Annotated in this window: 18 protein-coding genes and 1 riboswitch; of the genes, 8 read left to right on the top strand and 10 right to left on the bottom strand. The window is 73.3% G+C overall.

Going from position 1 to position 18,314, the window contains the following annotated elements; genetic code table 11:
- The first annotated feature begins 160 nt into the window (after positions 1 to 160).
- Genes E1287_RS03090 through E1287_RS03070 form a run of 5 tightly spaced genes read left to right on the top strand, consistent with a single transcriptional unit; the run spans position 161 to position 6,294 of the window.
- Positions 161 to 1,126, top strand: a complete 966-nt coding sequence (locus E1287_RS03090) for a DUF2877 domain-containing protein (protein ID WP_243718541.1) — start codon at positions 161 to 163, stop codon at positions 1,124 to 1,126.
- Positions 1,127 to 1,175: 49 nt separating this feature from the next.
- Entirely contained in the window at positions 1,176 to 2,630 is a 1,455-nt protein-coding gene (locus E1287_RS46220) for an FdrA family protein (RefSeq protein ID WP_131963257.1), read from the top strand.
- 50 nt (positions 2,631 to 2,680) lie between these two features.
- A complete protein-coding gene (locus tag E1287_RS03080; protein ID WP_131963256.1) occupies positions 2,681 to 4,093 on the top strand; it encodes a DUF1116 domain-containing protein in 1,413 nt (470 codons plus the stop codon).
- Positions 4,094 to 4,121: 28 nt separating this feature from the next.
- A complete protein-coding gene (locus E1287_RS03075) occupies positions 4,122 to 5,030 on the top strand; it encodes an aldose 1-epimerase family protein (protein WP_131963255.1) in 909 nt (302 codons plus the stop codon).
- A 46-nt stretch (positions 5,031 to 5,076) separates the two neighbouring features.
- The gene (locus tag E1287_RS03070) at positions 5,077 to 6,294 is read left to right on the top strand and encodes an aldolase (RefSeq protein ID WP_131963254.1); all 1,218 of its coding nucleotides are present in this window, start codon (positions 5,077 to 5,079) and stop codon (positions 6,292 to 6,294) included.
- Positions 6,295 to 6,318: 24 nt separating this feature from the next.
- On the opposite strand, the gene E1287_RS03065 is transcribed toward E1287_RS03070, so the two are convergent.
- From E1287_RS03065 to E1287_RS03050, 4 genes are read right to left on the bottom strand one after another with little or no spacing between them, the layout of a single operon-like run.
- Complete coding sequence (locus tag E1287_RS03065; protein ID WP_131963253.1) at positions 6,319 to 6,918, bottom strand: nucleotidyltransferase family protein; 600 nt, start codon at positions 6,916 to 6,918, stop codon at positions 6,319 to 6,321.
- Positions 6,919 to 6,936: 18 nt separating this feature from the next.
- The gene (locus E1287_RS03060; protein WP_131963252.1) at positions 6,937 to 8,061 is read right to left on the bottom strand and encodes an XdhC family protein; all 1,125 of its coding nucleotides are present in this window, start codon (positions 8,059 to 8,061) and stop codon (positions 6,937 to 6,939) included.
- Positions 8,054 to 9,193: a VWA domain-containing protein gene (locus E1287_RS03055; RefSeq protein ID WP_347813946.1), complete on the bottom strand. Its 1,140-nt coding sequence runs from the start codon at positions 9,191 to 9,193 to the stop codon at positions 8,054 to 8,056. The genes E1287_RS03060 and E1287_RS03055 overlap by 8 nt, the downstream gene beginning before the upstream one ends.
- Positions 9,194 to 9,200: 7 nt before the next feature.
- A complete protein-coding gene (locus E1287_RS03050) occupies positions 9,201 to 10,094 on the bottom strand; it encodes a MoxR family ATPase (protein ID WP_131963251.1) in 894 nt (297 codons plus the stop codon).
- A gap of 134 nt (positions 10,095 to 10,228) precedes the next feature.
- Here E1287_RS03050 and E1287_RS03045 point away from each other — a divergent pair, with 134 nt between their 5' ends.
- The 3 genes from E1287_RS03045 to E1287_RS03035 are packed head-to-tail and all read left to right on the top strand — an operon-like array spanning position 10,229 to position 13,586.
- Positions 10,229 to 11,533 (top strand): sulfite oxidase, encoded by a 1,305-nt coding sequence (locus E1287_RS03045; protein ID WP_131963250.1) that lies wholly within the window; start codon positions 10,229 to 10,231, stop codon positions 11,531 to 11,533.
- A gap of 10 nt (positions 11,534 to 11,543) precedes the next feature.
- Positions 11,544 to 12,944, top strand: a complete 1,401-nt coding sequence (locus tag E1287_RS03040) for a selenium-binding protein SBP56-related protein (protein ID WP_131963249.1) — start codon at positions 11,544 to 11,546, stop codon at positions 12,942 to 12,944.
- Between the two features lie 3 nt (positions 12,945 to 12,947).
- The gene (locus E1287_RS03035; protein WP_131963248.1) at positions 12,948 to 13,586 is read left to right on the top strand and encodes a hypothetical protein; all 639 of its coding nucleotides are present in this window, start codon (positions 12,948 to 12,950) and stop codon (positions 13,584 to 13,586) included.
- Between the two features lie 11 nt (positions 13,587 to 13,597).
- On the opposite strand, the gene E1287_RS03030 is transcribed toward E1287_RS03035, so the two are convergent.
- The 6 genes from E1287_RS03030 to E1287_RS03005 all read right to left on the bottom strand — a co-directional run bounded on the left by E1287_RS03030 (position 13,598) and on the right by E1287_RS03005 (position 17,975).
- Positions 13,598 to 14,044, bottom strand: coding sequence for a PH domain-containing protein (locus E1287_RS03030; protein ID WP_347813945.1), 447 nt, complete (start codon positions 14,042 to 14,044; stop codon positions 13,598 to 13,600).
- Positions 14,037 to 14,912 carry an ATP phosphoribosyltransferase gene (gene hisG / locus E1287_RS03025; protein ID WP_131963247.1) on the bottom strand — a complete coding sequence of 292 codons (876 nt, stop codon included), beginning with the start codon at positions 14,910 to 14,912 and terminating at the stop codon, positions 14,037 to 14,039. Before hisG ends, E1287_RS03030 begins: the two co-directional genes overlap by 8 nt.
- Before the next feature lie 90 nt (positions 14,913 to 15,002).
- Positions 15,003 to 15,509, bottom strand: coding sequence for a 6,7-dimethyl-8-ribityllumazine synthase (gene ribH / locus E1287_RS03020; RefSeq protein WP_131963246.1), 507 nt, complete (start codon positions 15,507 to 15,509; stop codon positions 15,003 to 15,005).
- Entirely contained in the window at positions 15,509 to 16,735 is a 1,227-nt protein-coding gene (locus tag E1287_RS03015; protein ID WP_131963245.1) for a bifunctional 3,4-dihydroxy-2-butanone-4-phosphate synthase/GTP cyclohydrolase II, read from the bottom strand. Before E1287_RS03015 ends, ribH begins: the two co-directional genes overlap by 1 nt.
- Positions 16,732 to 17,385, bottom strand: a complete 654-nt coding sequence (gene pnuC, locus E1287_RS03010; protein WP_131963244.1) for a nicotinamide riboside transporter PnuC — start codon at positions 17,383 to 17,385, stop codon at positions 16,732 to 16,734. The genes E1287_RS03015 and pnuC overlap by 4 nt, the downstream gene beginning before the upstream one ends.
- Positions 17,382 to 17,975, bottom strand: a complete 594-nt coding sequence (locus E1287_RS03005; RefSeq protein ID WP_131963243.1) for a riboflavin synthase — start codon at positions 17,973 to 17,975, stop codon at positions 17,382 to 17,384. Before E1287_RS03005 ends, pnuC begins: the two co-directional genes overlap by 4 nt.
- A 70-nt stretch (positions 17,976 to 18,045) precedes the next feature.
- Positions 18,046 to 18,176: riboswitch (FMN riboswitch) on the bottom strand.
- Between the last annotated feature and the right edge of the window lie 138 nt (positions 18,177 to 18,314).

The raw sequence follows: 18,314 nt of genomic DNA, 5'->3' as shown, positions 1-18,314 counted from the left end.
GCTACCGCTTCCTGATCAACACTGACAACTAAGACGAACGATGACAAGCATCCTTGGCAGCTTTCTCCATACGTCCGGTGCGGGGGCCGTTCTACCGTCTCGGCAGAGGCCGGGCCGTCCGCAGGCCGGACGGCGACCGACGCCGGCCTCGGGAGGTTCCGTGACCGCACTCGTCCGCGACCCGATCCCGCTTCCGGCCCGGCCCGGACGGCGGCCGCCCGCCGCCGGCGCCGCGAGCCTGGCGCTGCGGCCGCTGCTCGATCCGCCGCGCCGCGCGGCGCGGGTCATCGCCGTGTTCCCGGCGGCGCTGTACCTGGAGATGCGGGGCGGCCCGGAGCCGCGGGTGCTCGCGGTCGTCACGTCCGACGCGCACCGGCTGCCGAACTCGGTGGTCGTCGTGGCGACGCGCAAGGAGCAGCCCTTCCGGTCGATCCGGGAAGGCGGCGATGCGTGGGTCGGCGACGGGCGGGTGGAGGCTGGTCCGCTGCACGTGCGCGTCCGCCGCTGGTGGGACCCGGCGCCGGTGCTCGGGCCGGTGCAGGCGTCCGCGCTCGCCTACGGCGTCCGGTGCCTGGAGGCCGAGCTGGCCGACGCCGGGATGCTGACCGGCGCGGGGACGGCGGGCGGCGGCCTCGGCGACCATCCGGACCCGGCCGCGCTCGCCGAATGCTGTGCCGAGGGCGACCTCGCGGGCGCGGTGGAGGCGGCGGAGCGGATCGTGGGGCTCGGCCCCGGCCTGACGCCGAGCGGCGACGACATCCTGTGCGGCCTGCTGGTGTCGCTGCGCAGCGTCGGCGACGCCCTCCGGCACGGCCGGACGGCCGTATGGCTCGCGGACTGGCTAGGCGCGGCGGTCACCGCCGACGCCGGCACCCGCACGACCGCGCTGGCCGCGACGCTGCTGCACTGCGCGGCGGCGGGCGGCGCGGGCGCGGAGGTCGCGGCGGTGCTGCGCTGCGTCGCGGGCCACGAGCCGCAGGACGCGCTGGTGACCGGCCAGGCCGTCCGGCGCCTGCTGGCGGTGGGCCACACGTCCGGCGCGGACCTCGCCCAGGGCATCCTCGCGGGCTGCCGCGCCGCCCTCGCCCTGAGTGCTGTGCGTCAAGCTTCCAGGGTCACCGCATGAGCGAAGCGAACCGGGGGGTGTGGGGGGTCGCCCCCCACCGGAGGTCCGCATGAGCGATTGGGTCGAGGTGCGCCCTGGGAGCTACCACGATTCGGTCACGCTGATGCGGGTCAGCCGTTCGCTGTCTGAGCGGCCGGACGTGGCTGCAGCGATGGTGGCGATGGGCACCGAGTTGAACCGCGAGATGCTGGCGCGGATGGGCTTCGGCGTCCCGGCGGACACCGGACCGGACGACCTGGTGGTGGCCGTCCGGGCGGAGAGCGAGGCGCTCGACCGGGCGCGGGACGCGCTGGACGGGCTGCTCCGCGAGGCATCCCGCCCGGCCGATACGGGAGTGCCGGGCACGATGGCGCCGCCGCGGACGACCGCGTCCGCCGCCGCCCGCGCGGACGCGACCGTGGCGCTGCTGTCGGTGCCGGGCCCGCACGTGTTCCCCGAGGCCATGGACGCGCTGGACGCCGGCCTCAACGTCATGATCTTCAGCGACAACGTGCCGCTCGCCCAGGAGATCCTGCTGAAGGAGGCCGCCGCCCGCCGCGGGCTGATCGTGATGGGGCCCGACTGCGGGACGGCGGTGATCGGCGGCGCGGGGCTCGGGTTCGCGAACGCCGTCCGTCCGGGCCCGGTCGGCATGGTCGCGGCGTCCGGGACGGGCGCGCAGCAGCTGATGTGCCTGCTGGACGAGGCGGACGTCGGCGTCAGCCACGTCCTCGGCGTCGGCGGGCGGGACCTGTCGCCCGAGGTCAGCGGCCGGTCGGCGCTGGCGGCGCTGGCGGCGCTCGACGCCGACCCGGCCACCGAGCTGATCGTGCTGGTGTCCAAGCCGCCCGCGCCGCAGGTCGCGGACCTGATCCGGGAGGCGGCCCGCCGCCTCGACACCCCGGTCGTGTTCGCGCTCCCGGCCGCGGGCGAGGACGACCTGACGGCGGCGGCGGAGAAGACCTTGAAGGCGCTGCGCCGGACGGTTCCCGAGTGGCCCCGCTGGAAGGCGGCGCGGCGTCCGGCGCCGGTGGCGGGGCGGGCGCTGCGCGGGCTGTTCGCCGGCGGGACGCTCCGCGACGAGGCCGAGTCGATCGCGCGCGACGCGCTCGGCTGGGATCTGGCGGCGCGGGGCGCGGACGCGGCGGGCGGCCACCGCTTCACCGACTTCGGCGACGACGCCTACACGCGGGGCCGCGCCCACCCGATGATCGACCCGGCGCTGCGGCTGGAGGCCGTCCGGGCGGAGGCGGGCGACGCCGGCTGCGGCGTCCTGCTGCTGGACGTGGTGCTCGGCCACGGCGCGGAGCCCGACCCGGCCGCCTCCCTCGCCCCGGCGATCGCGGACGCGGTGCGGGACCGTCCCGACCTGGGCGTCGTCGTGTCGCTGTGCGGGACGCCCGCCGACCCGCAGGACCGCGACCGGCAGGCGGCGGCCCTGTGCGAGGCGGGCGCGGACGTGTTCGCGTCCAACGCGCAGGCCGCCCGGCACGCTCTATCGATGGTCGAAGGGATGTCAGGATGAGCGCAGCGAACCGGGGGGTGCGGGGGGTCGTCCCCCCGCAAGGTGCGCTGATGACCGACCAGCGGCACCCGCTCGGCGGTCTCCTCGCCCGCGACCCCCGGGTGGTCGCGACCGGGGTGGAGGTCCTCGCGGACGCGCTCGCGGAGCAGGCCGTCCCGGTGGAGAGGGTCGGCTGGCGGCCGCCGCCCGCCGGGACGGAGGCGGCGCTCGCGGCGGTGCTCGGCGACCCCGGCCACGCGGACGCCAACGCCCGCGCCGTGCAGCGGATGGTCTCGTCCCGCCCGCATCTGGTGGACGTACGTCCCGCCCGCGAGGTCCTCGGCCTGGACGAGGCGACGTTCCTGCACGCGGGCCCGCCGCTGGAATGGGAGCGCGCGTCCGGTCCGATGCGCGGCGCGCTCATCGGCGCGATGCTCCTCGAAGGGCTCGCGGAGACGCCGCTCGGCGCCGAGCACGCGCTGGAGCGCGGCGCGGCGACGCTCGAACCGTGCCACCACTACGCCGCGGTCGGGCCGATGGCGGGCGTCGTCAGCCGGTCCATGTGGATGCTGGTCGTGGAGGACGCCGAGCACGGCGGCACCGCGTACTGCTCGCTCAACGAGGGCCTCGGGAAGGTGCTGCGGTACGGGGCGTACGGGCCGGAGGTGATCGACCGGCTGACGTGGATGGGCGAGGTGCTCGGGCCCGCGCTGCAGGCGGCCGTCCGCCGCCACGGTCCGCTCGACCTGATGTCGGTCATGGCGCAGGCGCTGCAGATGGGCGACGAGCTGCACAACCGGAACCGGGCGGCGACGTCGCTGCTGCTGCGCGAGCTGGCGCCCGGCCTGCTCGCCGCCGAGGACGTGCCGCGCGGCCGGGCCGCCGAGGCGCTGCGGTTCGCGGCGGGCAACGACCATTTCTTCCTGAACGCGGGGATGGCCGCGGCGAAGGTGTGCGCGGACGCGGCGCGGAACGTCCCCGGGTCCAGCCTGGTCGTGGCGATGGCCCGCAACGGCACGGACTTCGGCGTCCAGGTGTCGGGGACGGGCGACCGCTGGTTCACCGGCCCCGCGGGCGTCCCCGACGGCCTCTACCTGGGCGATTACGGCCCGGACGACGCCAACCCCGACATCGGCGACTCGGCGATCACCGAGACGGCCGGGATGGGCGGGTTCGCGCTCGCCGCCGCGCCCGCGATCGTCCGGTTCGTCGGCGGCGAGGTCCCGGACGCGATCGCCGCGACCCAGCGGATGTACGAGATCACCCTCGCCGAGCATCCCGCGCTGCAGATCCCGCTGCTGTCGTTCCGCGGCACCCCCGTCGGCGTGGACGTGACCCGCGTCGTCCGCACCGGGATCCTGCCGGTCATCGACACCGGCATCGCCGGACGCGAGGCCGGGACGGGCCAGGTCGGCGCCGGGCTCGTCGAGCCGCCGGCGAACGTGTTCGCCGACGCCCTGCACGCCCTCGCGGAGACCGCGTAACCCCTGCGTGCGGGGGTAGCGTGCCGCCATGAGCGAGCTGATCACCGGGGAGCAGTACGCGCTGAGCGCGGGCCCGTACCAGGCCGTCGTCACCGAGGCGGGCGCGGGCCTGCGCGAGCTGACGCACGACGGACGGCCGCTGATCCTGACCTACGGCGCCGACGAACCGGCGCCGGCCGCGTTCGGGCAGCTGCTGATCCCGTGGCCGAACCGCGTCGACCGGGGCCGCTACGCGTACGGCGGCGCGGCGCATCAGCTCGACGTGTCCGAGCCGGAGCGGGACTGCGCGATCCACGGGCTCGTCCGGTGGGCGCCGTGGCGGGCCGCCGAGCAGCGGCCCGACCGGGTGCGGCTGACCCACCGGCTCCTCGGTACGGCGGGTTACCCGTTCCGCCTCGACCTGGAAGCCGAGTACGTCCTGAATGAGGCGGACGGCCTGCACGTCCGGATCACGGCACGGAACGCGGGCACGGTGACGGCCCCGTACGGCCACGGCGCGCACCCGTACCTCACGGCCGGGGAGCCGATCGACTCCTGCTCGGTCACGCTCGGCGCCGACCGCTACCTGCCGGTGGACGAGCGGATGATCCCGTCCGGGCCGTCCCTCGACGTCACCGGCACGAAGTACGACCTGCGCAAGGGCCCGCTGCTCAGCGACCGGCGCATCGACAACGCGTTCACCGGCCTGAACCGCGACGGCGAGGGCCGCGCCTGGGTGACCCTCGCTAGCGCCGCCCGCACGGTGGGGCTCTGGGCGGACGAGTCACACCCATGGATGGAGATCTACACCGCCGACAACGCCCCGAACCCTCGCGAAGGGCTAGGCGTCGAGCCGATGACGTGCCCGCCGAACGCGTTCGCGTCCGGCGAGGGCCTGCGGCACCTCGAACCGGGCACCGAGTTCACCGGAACCTGGGGAATCCAGGCGGTCACCTAAGCGGCCCTGGTTCCCTAGCGGGCGCGGGGTGAGGGATCATATCGGAGTGAATCTCAGCGTCTCCTCGTACGACGACCTGTCCGATCGCATCGCCGCCGTCCGCGACGAGCACGGCGAGCGCCGGCCCGGCGGCGCCGACGGCCGCCAGCCGGTGCACACGGTGTACGTCCCGGCCGACCGGTTCTCCCGCTCGACCCCCGCCGACTTCGGCGCGGAGGCGCTGCGGCTGCTGAACACGCACACGCCGGGCGCCGGGTCGTTCGGCGCGGCGTTCGGGCTCGACCCGGAGATCGCCGGGCTGGTCCGCGAGCGGGTCGCGGCGAAGCTTTCCGCCGAGCCGGTCGAGGACGTGCGGATCGACTTCGAGGACGGCTACGGCGTGCGCCCCGACGCCGAGGAGGACGGCCACATCGAGCAGGTGGTCGAGGCCGTCGCCGCCGCGTACCAGGTCAAGGGCCTCCCCCACTACTGGGGCGTGCGGGTGAAGTCGTTCGCCGACGGCGGGCACGAGCGCTCGATGCGGACGCTCGACGGGTTCCTCACCGCGCTGCGCGACCGGCTCGGCCGGCTGCCCGGCGGGTTCACGATCACGTTCCCGAAGGTCGTCGCGGCCGAGCACGTCGCCCTGTTCGCCGAGTGGCTGGACCGGCTGGAGACGGCGCTCGGGCTGCCGTCAGGCATCCTGCGGTTCGAGGTGCAGATCGAGACGCCCGACGCGATCCTGGACGGCGACGGCCGGACCGGGCTGCGCGCCATCGCGACCGCCGCCGCGGGCCGCCTCACCGCCGCGCACTTCGGCGTCTACGACTACACGGCCGCGCTGGGGCTGCCGCCGCACGAGCAGCGCCTCGACCATCCCGCCTGCGACTTCGCCCGGCACGTCATGCAGGTGTCGTTCGCGGGCACCGGCGTGCGGCTGTCGGACGGCTCCACCAACGTCATCCCGCGCAACGACGGCCCCGACGAGGTCAACGCGGCCTGGGCGACGCACGCGGCGCACGTCAGGCATTCGCTCTCGCACGGCTTCTACCAGGGCTGGGACCTGCATCCCGCGCACCTGCCGAGCCGGTACGCGGCCGTGTACGCGTTCCACCTGAGCGGCGTCGACGACGTCATCGGACGGGTCCGCGCGTGGCACGAGCAGGCGTCGGGCGAGGCGAGCGGCGTCCTGGACGAGCCCGCCACCATCAAGGCGCTGACCTCCCGGCTCCGCCGCGCCGTCGACTGCGGCGCCCTGGACGAGAGCGTCCTTCCCGCGTCCTGACCCCGTCCGCCCGCGGGCGCGCCGTCACCCGGGCTCGTGCCCGCGGCGCCTGAGCGCGGTCAGGTCGTCGGGTGTGTCGATGTCGTCGGGCGCTGCGACATCGTCGCACGGGACGGGCGTGACCAGGTCGGGATGGGCGCGCAGGAAGTCGCGCGCGCCCGTGTCGCCGACCGCCGCCTCGGCCGCGGCGCCGAAATGCGCCGCCCGCAGCAGGACGGGATTGCGCCGCTCTCCCCCGTACGTCGCGATGGCGATCTCGGCGCCGGCCTCGTAGGCGGCGATCAGGCGTCCGACCGCGGCGGCGGTGATCAGCGGCTGGTCGACGAGCGCGACGACGGCGGCGGGGCAGGCGGGCGGCAGCGCGGCGAGCCCGGCGCGCAGCGAGGAGCCCATGCCGTCCCGCCACCGCGGGTTCGGGACGACGACCGCGCCGATCACCTCGACCGGCTCGGCCCCCACCACGACGATGGCCGGTGAGCAGCCCGCGTCCCGCAGCATCCGGACGCCGCGGTCGACGAGGCGCTCACCGTCCAGTTCGAGCGTCGCCTTGGGCCGTCCGAGCCGGCTGCCCTCTCCGGCCGCGAGCAGCAGGCCCGCCGGCGGTTCCGCACCGTGCAGAGTCATTCCGCGAGGGTAGTGCGGTCAGGGCGCGTCGGCGTGGATCCTGCCGGTGGTGTCGGTGAGCGGGCGCCCCGACCCGCCCCATCGGAGCTGGACGAGCTCCGCCGCGATCGACACCGCGGTCTCCTCCGGCGTGCGGGCGCCGAGGTCCAGCCCGATCGGCGAGCGCAGCCGCGCCAGCTCGGTCTCGGACAGGCCCGCCTCCCGGAGCCGGGCGAGGCGGTCGTCGTGGGTGCGGCGCGACCCCATCGCGCCGACGTACCCGGCATCGGTGCGCAGCGCCACCTCCAGCAGCGGCACGTCGAACTTGGGGTCGTGGGTCAGGACGCAGATCGCCGTCCGCGCGTCGACGTCGGCGCCCGTCTCCTGCAGGTACTTGTGCGGCCACTTGACCACGACCTCGTCCGCCTCCGGGAACCGCTTGGGCGTCGCGAACACGGGGCGCGCGTCGCACACGGTCACGTGGTAGCCGAGGAACTTGCCGATCCGGGCCACGGCGGCGGCGAAGTCGATCGCGCCGAACACCAGCAGGCGGGGCGGCGGCGCGAACGAGTGGACGAAGACGGCCAGCTCGTCCAGCCGCCGCTCCCCCTCGCGGCCGTAGTGGCGCTGGCCGGTGAGGCCCTGCGCGAGCATGCCGCGCGCGTCGTCGTCGACGGCGGCGTCGAGGCGGGCGGCGTGGGGCGCGTCCGGCGCGAGCGACCCGGACGCGCGGTCGGCCCAGATCACGCGGCGCGCGCCGATCGTCCCCGGCCCCGCGACGACGGTGGCGACCGCGACCGGCTCGCGCGCCCCGATGGACGCGGCCACGCCCGCGAACTCGGGGAACGTCGCCCGGCCGACCGGCTCCACGAGCACGTCGAGGATCCCGCCGCAGGTCAGGCCGACCGCGAACGCGTCGTCGTCGCTCACCCCGTACCGCTGGACGACGGGCTCGCCGCTCTCCATCACCGACTGCGCCAGCTCGTAGACGGCGCCCTCGACACAGCCGCCGGACACGCTGCCCGCCACCTCGCCGGAGGCCGACACCGCCATCGCCGCGCCCGGCGGGCGCGGCGCGCTGCGGAAGGTGTTCACGACGGTCGCGAGCCCGAACGTCTCCCCGGACGCGTACCAGCGGGCGATGTCGTCCAGCACGTCACGCATGTGCGCTCCCCTTCCCTGAGCCGCCGCCGACGAGGCGGGCCAGCTCTTCCAGCGCCGCGAGGCTGTGCCCGGACGTGAAGTCGTCGACGTGCGGCAGCGCCGCCGCCATCCCCGCCGTCAGCGGCTCGTACCCGGGACGCGCCTTATGCGGGTTCGCCCACACCACCCGGTGCGCCAGCCGGTGCAGCCGCGCCATCTGCTCGCCGAGCAGGCCGGCGTCGCCGCGCTCCCAGCCGTCCGAGGCGATCACCACGACCGCGCCGCGGGCCAGGCCGCGCTGCCCGAACCGGTCGAGGAACTCCTTGAGCTCCTCGCCGAGCCGGGTGCCGCCGCTCCAGTCCGGGATCGCCGCGGACGCCGCCGCCATCGCCGCGTCCGCGTCGCGGTGCCGCAGCTCGCGGGTGAGGCGGGTCAGGCGCGTCCCGGCGCTGAACACCTCCACGCCGCGCCCGCCGGAGCGTGCCCCGCTGGAAATCGACAGGGCGTGGGCGAAGCGCAGCAGGGCGTCGGCGTACGGGCTCATCGATCCGCTGACGTCCACGATCAGCACGACGCGGCGGGGGCGGGTGCGGTGCGTCCGGCGTTTCAGCAGGGACGTCTCGCCGCCGCGGCGCAGCGTCTCCCGGATGGTCCGCGCGGGGTCGAGCCGTCCGGTGGGCGCGGGCGCGAACCTGCGCGACCTGCGCCGCTCGGCGCCCGCGTCAAGCGCCGCGATGAGGCGGGCGACCTCGGCGCGCTCGGCGGCCGTCAGCCGCGCCATGTCCCGGTCGCGCAGCACCTCGACGGCGCTGGCGGTCGCCGCCTTCAGCCCGTCGTTCCGCTCACCGCCGTCGGCCGTGCCCGGGTCGGGCATCGTCGTCCGGCGGACGACCACGGGCGGCGGCGGCCTGCGCCCCGGACGGGCCGTCGCTCCGGAGAAGTACGCGGCGAAGCACCGGTCGTAGCGGGCGAGGTCGTCGGGGTCGGCGCACATCGTCAGGCGTCCGGCCCAGTACACGTCGGACGGGTCGAGGACGTCGAGATGGTCGAGCGCCGCCAGCATCGCCTGCACCCGCTCGGGATCGGCGGCGCCGCCCGCCGCGCGCAGCGTCCTGGCGAACCCGACCATCGTCTCGGTGACGTCCCGCTCCACGTCCGGCTCACCCCCCGCCGCCACCGTTGAGCAGGGCCTCCAGGCCCCCGCCGAGCACGCGCTGCTGGTCCTCGCGGTACTTGAGGACCGCGCCGAGCGTCACCGCCGCGGCCGCCGGGTCCAGGTCGCGGACGCCGAGCGCGACGAGCGCCTCCGTCCAGTCGAGGGTCTCCGCCACGCCGGGCGGTTTCAGCAGGCCGGTCTCGCGCATCCGCTGCGCGGCCCGCGCGACCTGGGCGGCGAGCCGCTCCGCCGCGCCCGGCAGCCGCCGCCTGATGATCGCGACCTCGCGGTCGAACGACGGGTGCTCCAGCCAGTGGTACAGGCAGCGCCGCTTCAGCGCGTCGTGGACCTCGCGGGTGCGGTTGGACGTGACCACGACGACCGGCGGGCGCTCCGCGCTGATCGTCCCCAGCTCCGGGACCGTGATCGTGAAGTCGCTGAGGACCTCCAGGAGGAACGCCTCGAACTCGTCGTCGGCACGGTCCAATTCGTCCACGAGCAGGACGCAGGGCGACGTCTCCAGCGCCTGGAGCAGCGGCCTGGCCAGCAGGAAGCGCCGGTCGTACAGCTCGCCCTCCAGCCGTGCGACATCGCCGACGCCCGCGGCCTCGGCGGCGCGCAGGTGCAGGAGCTGGCGCGGGAAGTCCCAGTCGTACAGGGCCTGGGACGCGTCCAGCCCCTCGTAGCACTGCAGCCGGATCAGCGGCGCGCCGAGCGCCCGCGCGAGCGTCTTGGCCAGCTCGGTCTTGCCGACGCCGGCCTCGCCCTCCAGGAACAGCGGCCGCCCCATGCGCAGCGCGAGGAAGCACGCGGTCGCGAGCCCGTCGTCGCACAGGTAGGCGTGCCTGTCGAGCAGGCCCGCGAGCTCCGCGGGCGATCCGACCAGGTCCAGGGTCATCGCCGCCGTCTCCCCACGGGTCTCAGGCTACTCAGCCGGACGGACGACGCACATGCCCGGACATCCCCGCATTAATCCAAGTAAATCGGTATGGAAAGTTGACTTTCCGACGGTCGCTGAGCAGCATCGGAGCCATGCGAACCGGTGACCGGGACGACCCCGACCTGACCGACGAAGCGACCTACGAACGCCTCCGCTCCCCCTCCCGGCGCGCGCTGCTGCGCCTCTCCGCCGGCGCGGGACTGACCGCCGGGCTCGGCGGCGGCCTGCTGACCGCGCTCGGCCCTCCCGCGGCGGCGGCGACCGCCGCGCGGGCCGGCGCCGCACGGGCGGGCACCGCTTCCGGCGGGATCGTCAAGCCGCTCCCGCCGGAGCTGTTCATCCAGCACGGGACCAACGCCGAGATGCGCTGGGAGGCCATGCACCGGCAGGGCTACCTGACGCCCGCCGACCGGTTCTTTGTCCGCAACCACACCGCCACGCCGCTCATCGACCCGCGCACCTGGCGCCTCAAACTGTGGGGCACCGGCCTGGCCGGGCGCCCGACCGAAGACCGTCCGATCGAGCTCACCTACGAAGACCTGCTCGGCCTCCCCGCCGAGACCCTCACGGCGTCCATCGAGTGCACGGGCAACGGGCGCGGCTTCTTCGCGTCCCAGCAGGGGCAGGGGGCCTCGGGCACCCCGTGGAGGCTGGGCGCGGTGGGCGTGGCGCGGTGGCACGGCGTCCGGCTGTCGACGGTGCTGAGGCGCGCAGGTATAACCCGCGAGGCCGTGGACATCATGCCGCGCGGACTGGACGCTGACTACGTGGACAAGGGCGAGAACCTCGGCCGCGTGCGGCGCCCCCTCCCCGTCGCGAAGGCGATGAAGGACGTCCTGCTCGCCTACCGCATGAACGGCGCGCCCCTGCCGCCCGACCACGGCCATCCGGTCCGCCTGGCCGTGCCGTCGTGGGTCGGCATCGCGTCCGTGAAATGGCTCGGCGACATCCAGGTGGCGGACGAGCCGCTGTTCTCACCCTGGAACACCCGCTACTACCGGCTCTTCGGCCCCGAGTACCCGCCGGACGGGTCGGCCCCGCTGACCACGATGAACGTCAAGTCCGCGTTCGAGCTGCCCTGGGACGCGACGCTGCCCGCGGCGCGGCCGCTCGCCCTGCGCGGCCGGTCCTGGTCGGGCGGCGGCCGGATCCGGCGGGTCGAGGTCAGCGCGGACGGCGGCGCGACCTGGCGCGCCGCCCGCCTCCGCGACCGCCGCCCGGACCCGCGCGGATGGACGCGCTGGGAGTTCCCCTGGCGGCCCCAGCGCCCGGGATCGTACGAGCTGCTTGCGCGCGCCACCGACGAGACCGGCGCGACCCAGCCCGCGACCGTCCCCCACAACACGCTCGGCTACCTCTTCGGCGCCGTGGTACGGCACCCGGTCACCGTCATCTGAAAGGACGATCATGGCTTTGTGGACGCCAGACCCGACCTTCTACGCCTCCCCGCGCGACGCCGCGTCCGCGCCGGCCGAGAAGCTCGCCTACGTGGCCGCGTTCGACCGGACCGCCGCGAAACCGGACGCGATCGCCGTGCTGGACGTCGACCCGGGCTCCGCCTCCTACGGCTCCGTCGTCGGCTGGACGGACCTGCCCTTCCTCGGCGACGAGCTGCACCATTTCGGATGGAACGCGTGCAGCAGCGCCTTGTGCCCCGGGTCGCCGCATCCACACGTCGAACGCCGCTACCTGATCGTCCCGGGGCTGCGGTCGTCGCGGGTGTACGTCATCGACACCAAGGACGACCCTGTCGCACCGAAGATCGTCAAGGTTCTTGAGCCGGACGAGCTGGCCAAACGTGCCGGGTATTCGCGTCCGCACACCGTCCACTGCGGGCCCGAGGGCTTGTACTTGACGGCGCTCGGCGGCGCGAACGGCGAGGACGGGCCCGGCGGCATCGCCCTCCTCGACCACACCTCCTTCGACGTGCTCGGCCGCTGGGAGGTCGACCGCGGACCGCAGTACTTCGCCTACGACGCCTGGTGGCACATCGCGCACGACGTCCTCGTCACGTCCGAGTGGGGCACGCCGTCCATGGTGGAGGACGGCGTCGTCGCCGAACTGCTCCTCGGCCGCAAGTACGGGCACTCGCTGAACTTCTTCGACCTGCGCAAGCGCAAGCACGTCCAGACCGTGGACCTGGGCGACGAACACCAGATGGTGCTGGAACTGCGTCCCGCGCACGATCCGACCAAGCTGTACGGGTTCGCGGGAGTGGTCGTCAACGTCGAGGACTTGTCGGCGTCCGTCTGGCTCTGGCACCACGACGGCGACGCCTGGGCGGCCAAGAAGGTCATCACCATTCCTGCAGAGCCCGCAGACGCCTCATCCCTTCCCCCAGTCATCCAGCCCTTCGGCGCAGTCCCGCCACTCATCACCGACATCGACCTCTCCGTCGACGACCAGTGGCTGTACGTGTCGTGCTGGGGCACCGGCGAGCTGAAGCGCTACAACGTCAGCGACCCGTTCAACCCGGTAGAGGCAGGCTCCGTCCGCATCGGCGGCATCGTCAACAGGACACCCCATCCCGCCGATCCTGACCGGCCCCTCGCAGGCGGCCCGCAGATGGTGGAGGTAAGCCGCGACGGAGAACGCGTCTACATCACCAACTCGCTCTACGGCTCCTGGGACGACCAGTTCTTCCCCGACGGGGTCGGCGCGTGGATGGCGAAACTCGACTCCACTCCCGACGCTTTCACCTTCGACCGGCGCTTCTTCCCGAACGGCGAAGCGTTCCGCGGGCTCCGCCCGCACCAGACGCGCCTGCAAGGCGGCGACGCCTCCTCCGATTCCTACTGCTACCCCTGACCCGTGACCGAAGGATCCCTCGCCGCCCTCGTGGCGCTCGGCGCGTTCCACGGCGTCAACCCCGCCATGGGCTGGCTGTTCGCCGTGGCCCGCGGCTTCCAGGAGCGCAGCCGGACCCTCGTGCTGCAGTCGCTCCCGGCCATCGCCGCGGGCCACGCCGCGTCCGTCGGGGCGGTCGCGATCCTCGTCGCGCTCACCCGCTCCGTCGTCGCGACGCAGGCGCTCGCGATCGGCGGCGGCGCCGTCCTGGCCGGGTTCGGCCTGTGGCGGCTGCTGTCGAAGCGCCATTTCCGCTGGGTCGGCATGCGGATCTCGCTGTGGCAGCTCGCCGGGTGGTCGTTCCTGATGTCGTCGGCGCACGGCGCGGGCCTGATGCTGCTGCCCGTGCTGACCTCGTCCGGGACGGCTCCGGCGGGCCACGACCACGGGCTGGCGTCGGCGTCCGGCAGCGCGGTCTCGACGGGCGTGTTCGTCACCGCCGTGCACACCCTGTCGATGTTCGCCGTCGCGGGCGCGATCGCCGTCGTCGTCTACGAGATCGTCGGCCTGACCGTCCTGCGCCGCGCCTGGTTCAACCTCGACCGCCTCTGGGCCGCCGCCCTCATCACCGCCGGCACCCTCACCCTCATCACCGCCCTCTGAGCCGCCCGCCGTCAGCGGGGGTCGGGGGCCTCGCCTCGGGTGTGGAGGAGGGACTGGAGTTCGGCGAGCTGGCGGGCGGCGAGGGTCTTCTCGGCGCCGTTGATGCCCATCGCGCTGAGGGACGTGCCGTCCGCCAGGTCGAGGGTGGGCCACGGGTCGCCGGTCGTCATGGAGACGTCCACGACCTCGGGCCATTCGAGGCGGCGGGTGCGGAACGCGTTGACGACCGTGAGGCCCGACTCGTCGGCCGCGACGCGGCAGCGGGCCAGCATGTGCAGGATCCAGGCCATGAAGGCGCCGAACCCGACGATCAGGACGCGGTCGAACGTCTTGAACTGGGGCGCCACCACCACGGCGAGCGCGATCAGGCCGAGCATGATCACGCCCGCCGTGAGGTAGGCGACGATCCGGGTGGTGCGGGGACGCCACACGGTCGGCAGCGCCGGAGGCTCAGTCAACGATCTTCGAGATCGGGATTTCGAGGATGTCGTGAGCGCCGGCGGCCTTGAGCGCCGGGATCAGCGTGTTCACGCCGCGCTTGGCGACCACCGACTCCACCGCGTTCGACTCTCCGCCCGCCAGCGAGGTGACGGTCGGCGACGACATCGAGGGCATGATGTCCAGGACCTTCTGCAGGTCGGCCTGCGCGACGTTCAGCTTCAGCAGGACGTTGCCGCGCGCGCGGATCGCGCCCTGGAGAAGCAGCGAGATGTCCTCCATCGCGGCGCGCTTCTCGGGGTTCTCGTAGGCGTCGCGGTTGGCGACCAGCTCGGTGTAGCTGGTCAGGAGCGTGTCGAGGATGCGCAGGCCGTTCTTGCGCAGCGACGAGCCGGTCTCGGTGAGGTCGACGATCGCGTCCACGATGTCGGGGACCTTCGCCTCGGTCGCACCGTAGGACGGGACGACCGTCGCCTTGACGCCGTGCTTCTCCAGGAACCGCCGCGTCATCGCGGGGAACTCGGTGGAGATCCGGACGCCCTCCGGCAGGTCGGACACCTTCTGCCAGGGCGCGCCGTCCGGCACCGCCATGATCACGCGGACGGGGTTGGACGTCGCCTTGGAGTACTTCAGCTCGCCGAGGCTGACCACGTCGGCGTCGGTCTCGGTGATCCAGTCGCGGCCGGTGATGCCGAGGTCGAACAGGCCCTGTTCGAGGTAGGTCGGGATCTCCTGCGGCCGCAGCACCCGGACGCGCTCGATCCGCGGGTCGTCGATGGACGCGCGGTAGTCGCGGTCCGACGTCCGCTGGACGGTGAGGTCCGCGGCGTCGAACAGCTGCATGGTCGCCTTCTCCAGCGACCCCTTGGGCAGGACGAGTGACAGCACGGAATATGCCTTTCGATGGGACGAGAGTGAAAACCCGGGACGATCAAGAGCCGAGTGCGAGCCGGTCAGGGACGAAGGCCCCTGAGACCCCTACATATGCTCCAGGCCGTGCCCGGCGTGACCGTGATGCCGCAGACCTCGCAGGGTCAGTGCCGTGTCGAGTGCGGCCACAGTCGCCTCCCATCCCTTGTCCTCGGGGCTGCCGGGCAGCCCGCTGCGTTCCATCGCCTGTTCAATGGTGTCACACGTGAGGACCCCGTTGCCCACCGGAGTCGACTCGTCGAGCGCGACGCGGGTCACACCGGCGGTCACGGAGTCGCACACGTAGTCGAAATGGGCGGTCGCGCCCCGGATGACCGCGCCGAGGCAGACGACCGCGTCCAGGTCGCGGGCGAGCTGCTGGGCGATCACGGGCAGTTCCAGCGCGCCGGCGACGCGGGCGACGACGGGCTGGTCGACGCCGCACGCCTTCGCCGCCGCGAGCGCCCGCTCCAGGAGCCGGTCGGTGATCGGCTCGTGCCAGCGGGTGCAGACGATGCCGAGCGTGACGCCGGCGGCGTCGACGGTGATGTCCTCGGGGCGTCCCGCGCCGCTCATCAGAGTCCCTCGATCTGGTGTCCGAGACGGTCCCGCTTGACCGTCAGATAGCGCCGGTTGTGCTCGGTGACGACGACGGGCATGGACTCGCGTCCCCGCACGTCCACGCCGAACCCGTCCAGGCCCTTGAGCTTGTCCGGGTTGTTGGTCAGCACCCGGACCGAGCGTACGCCGAGGTCGCGCAGCATGTGCGCGGCGTTGGAGTACTCGCGCGCGTCGGCGGGGAGCCCCAGCTCCAGGTTGGCGTCGACGGTGTCGGACCCGTTGTCCTGCAGCGCGTACGCCTGCAGCTTGGCGAGCAGGCCGATGCCGCGTCCCTCGTGCCCGCGCAGGTACAGGACGACGCCGCGTCCCTCTTCCGCGATGCGCTCCATGGCGGCGTCGAGCTGGGTGCCGCAGTCGCAGCGGTCGGAGTGCAGGACGTCGCCGGTGAGGCATTCCGAATGGGCCCTGACCAGGACGTCCTCGCCGTCGCCGATCTCCCCGAGGACCAGCGCGACGTGCTCGCCGCCGTCGATGGCGCTGGAGAAGCCGATCGCGCGCCACGTCCCGTACCTGTTGGGCAGGCGGGTCTCGACAACGCGGGTGACCATCGCCTCGTGGCGCCTGCGGTGTTCGGCGAGCTGTTCGATGGAGATGAGCTTGAGCCCGTGCTCCTTGGCGAAGATCTGGAGTTCCGGCAGGCGCGCCATGGTGCCGTCCTCGTTCACCACTTCGGCGAGGACGCCCGCCGGGGCGAGCCCGGCCAGCCTGGCGAGGTCGACGGCGGCCTCGGTGTGCCCGCGCCTGCGCAGCACCCCGCCCTCGTGGTAGCGCAGCGGGAAGATGTGCCCCGGACGGACGAGGTCGCGCGGCTCTGACGCCGAGTCGCACAGCGTCTTGATCGTCCGGGCCCGGTCGGCGGCGGAGATGCCGGTGGTGACGCCGAGCCGCGCGTCCACGCTGATCGTGTACGCGGTGCGCATGCGCTCGGTGTTCTGCGCCGTCATCAGGGGGATCTGCAGCCGGTCGAGCTCGGCGCCCTCCATCGGGACGCAGATGACGCCGCTGGTGTAGCGGATCGTGAACGTCAGCAGCTCGGGCGTCGCCTTGGCCGCCGCGAAGATGATGTCGCCCTCGTTCTCGCGGTCCTCGTCGTCGACGACCACGACGGGAAGCCCCGCCGCGATGTCGGCCACGGCCGATTCGATGGAGTCGAAGATCCCGTCGCCGTCCTTACCGCTCATGATGCGGTCACCGCCTTCTCTCTGGGGCCCGCCGCCCCCTGCACGGCCCGGGACTCCCGGAGCCAGTTCCTGAACCCGACCAGCACCATCACGAAGAAGATCCCGTAGACGGCGCCGGAGACGTACAGCCCGGACTTGAGCGCCAGCGGCACCCCGACCAGGTCGACCAGCACCCAGACGACCCAGAAGTCGACGAGCGCGCGGCTCTGCGCGAAGGTCGCCACCGCGCTGCCGACGAAGATGTAGGCGTTCGCCCACGGCGACCAGGCGATCTTCAGCCACTCCAGATGCATGAACAGTTGCGCGACCACCGCCGTGCCGACCAGGAGCGCACCGGCCAGAATGGCGCGTTCCTTGAGCGTCGCCTGCCGGACGATCAGCCCGTGGGCTTCTCGCCGTCCACGAGTCCACATGGCCCACCCGTAGACGGCGAGCCCGCAGAAGAGCACTTGTTTTAGAGCGTTCCCTGGGACGTGCGCATGCAGCGACGCGGCGAGCAGAAGTGAGGCACCGGCGAGCTGCACCGGCCACGTCCAGAGGGTCTTGCGCATGGCGAGCCACACCACGGCGAGCGAGAGGACGTTGCCGGTGAGGTCGGTCCAGAGGATGTGCTCGCCGAAAACCTCGAATCCGGCGCCGAGCCAGTTCATCGCCGGTCGCCCAGCATGCGTTCGACGTATTTGGCGACGACGTCCACTTCGAGGTTCACCGGGTCGCCCGGCTTCTTGTGGCCGAGCGTGGTGAGCGCGAGCGTGGTCGGGATGAGCGCGACGCTGAACCGGTCGGCTGCGGCCTCGACGACGGTGAGGCTGATGCCGTCGACGGTGATCGAGCCCTTGTCCACGACGTAACGTCCCAGCTCGGGCGGCAGGGAGACGGTGACGACGTCCCACCGCTCCCCCGGCTCGCGGGAGATGATCTCGCCGACGCCGTCCACGTGGCCCTGGACGAGATGCCCGCCGAGCCGGTCGGAGAGGCGGACGGGCCGTTCCAGGTTGACCTTGGAGCCGGGCGTCAGCGCCCCCAGGCTCGACTTGTCGAGGGTCTCCTTGATGACGTCGGCGGTGAAGACCTCGTCCTTGACGTCCACGACGGTGAGACAGACGCCGTTGACGGCGATCGACGCGCCGTGCGCGGCGTCCTGCGTGACGAGCGCGCCACGGACCGTGAGCGCGACCGAGCCCTCCGACGGCTCGATCTGCACGATCTCGCCGAGTTCCTCGACGATGCCTGTGAACATCTCCCGGGCCTCCTAGTTCAGGCTCCGGGGGACGTCGATACGCCGGCGCACGCCCCTGGGCAGGGACGTGCCGCGCGCTGCCTCCCATCCGGACTTTCACCGTCGGTCCTGGAGTTCCACCAGGTCAACCGGCCGATGGCTTCGGCCGGGTCGCGGACTGTCACCGCCGGTTCGGAATTTCACCGACCCCGGAGCACGCGTTCATGCTTGGCAACCAGTGTGCCACGTCATACATTCCCGCCCGGTGTGAGCATCGCCACGGCGATGGCCGCTCACGCACAATCGAAGAAGCTCCCCAGCCGACGCTCGCCGGTCCGGGTACCGGCGGGGGTTGCCGGG

Origin of the sequence: Actinomadura sp. KC06 (assembly GCF_004348735.1) — a bacterium.
Classification (GTDB): domain Bacteria; phylum Actinomycetota; class Actinomycetes; order Streptosporangiales; family Streptosporangiaceae; genus Spirillospora.
The sequence above is the reverse complement of the archived record's forward strand: the minus strand, read 5'-3'. Positions and strand labels throughout refer to the sequence as shown.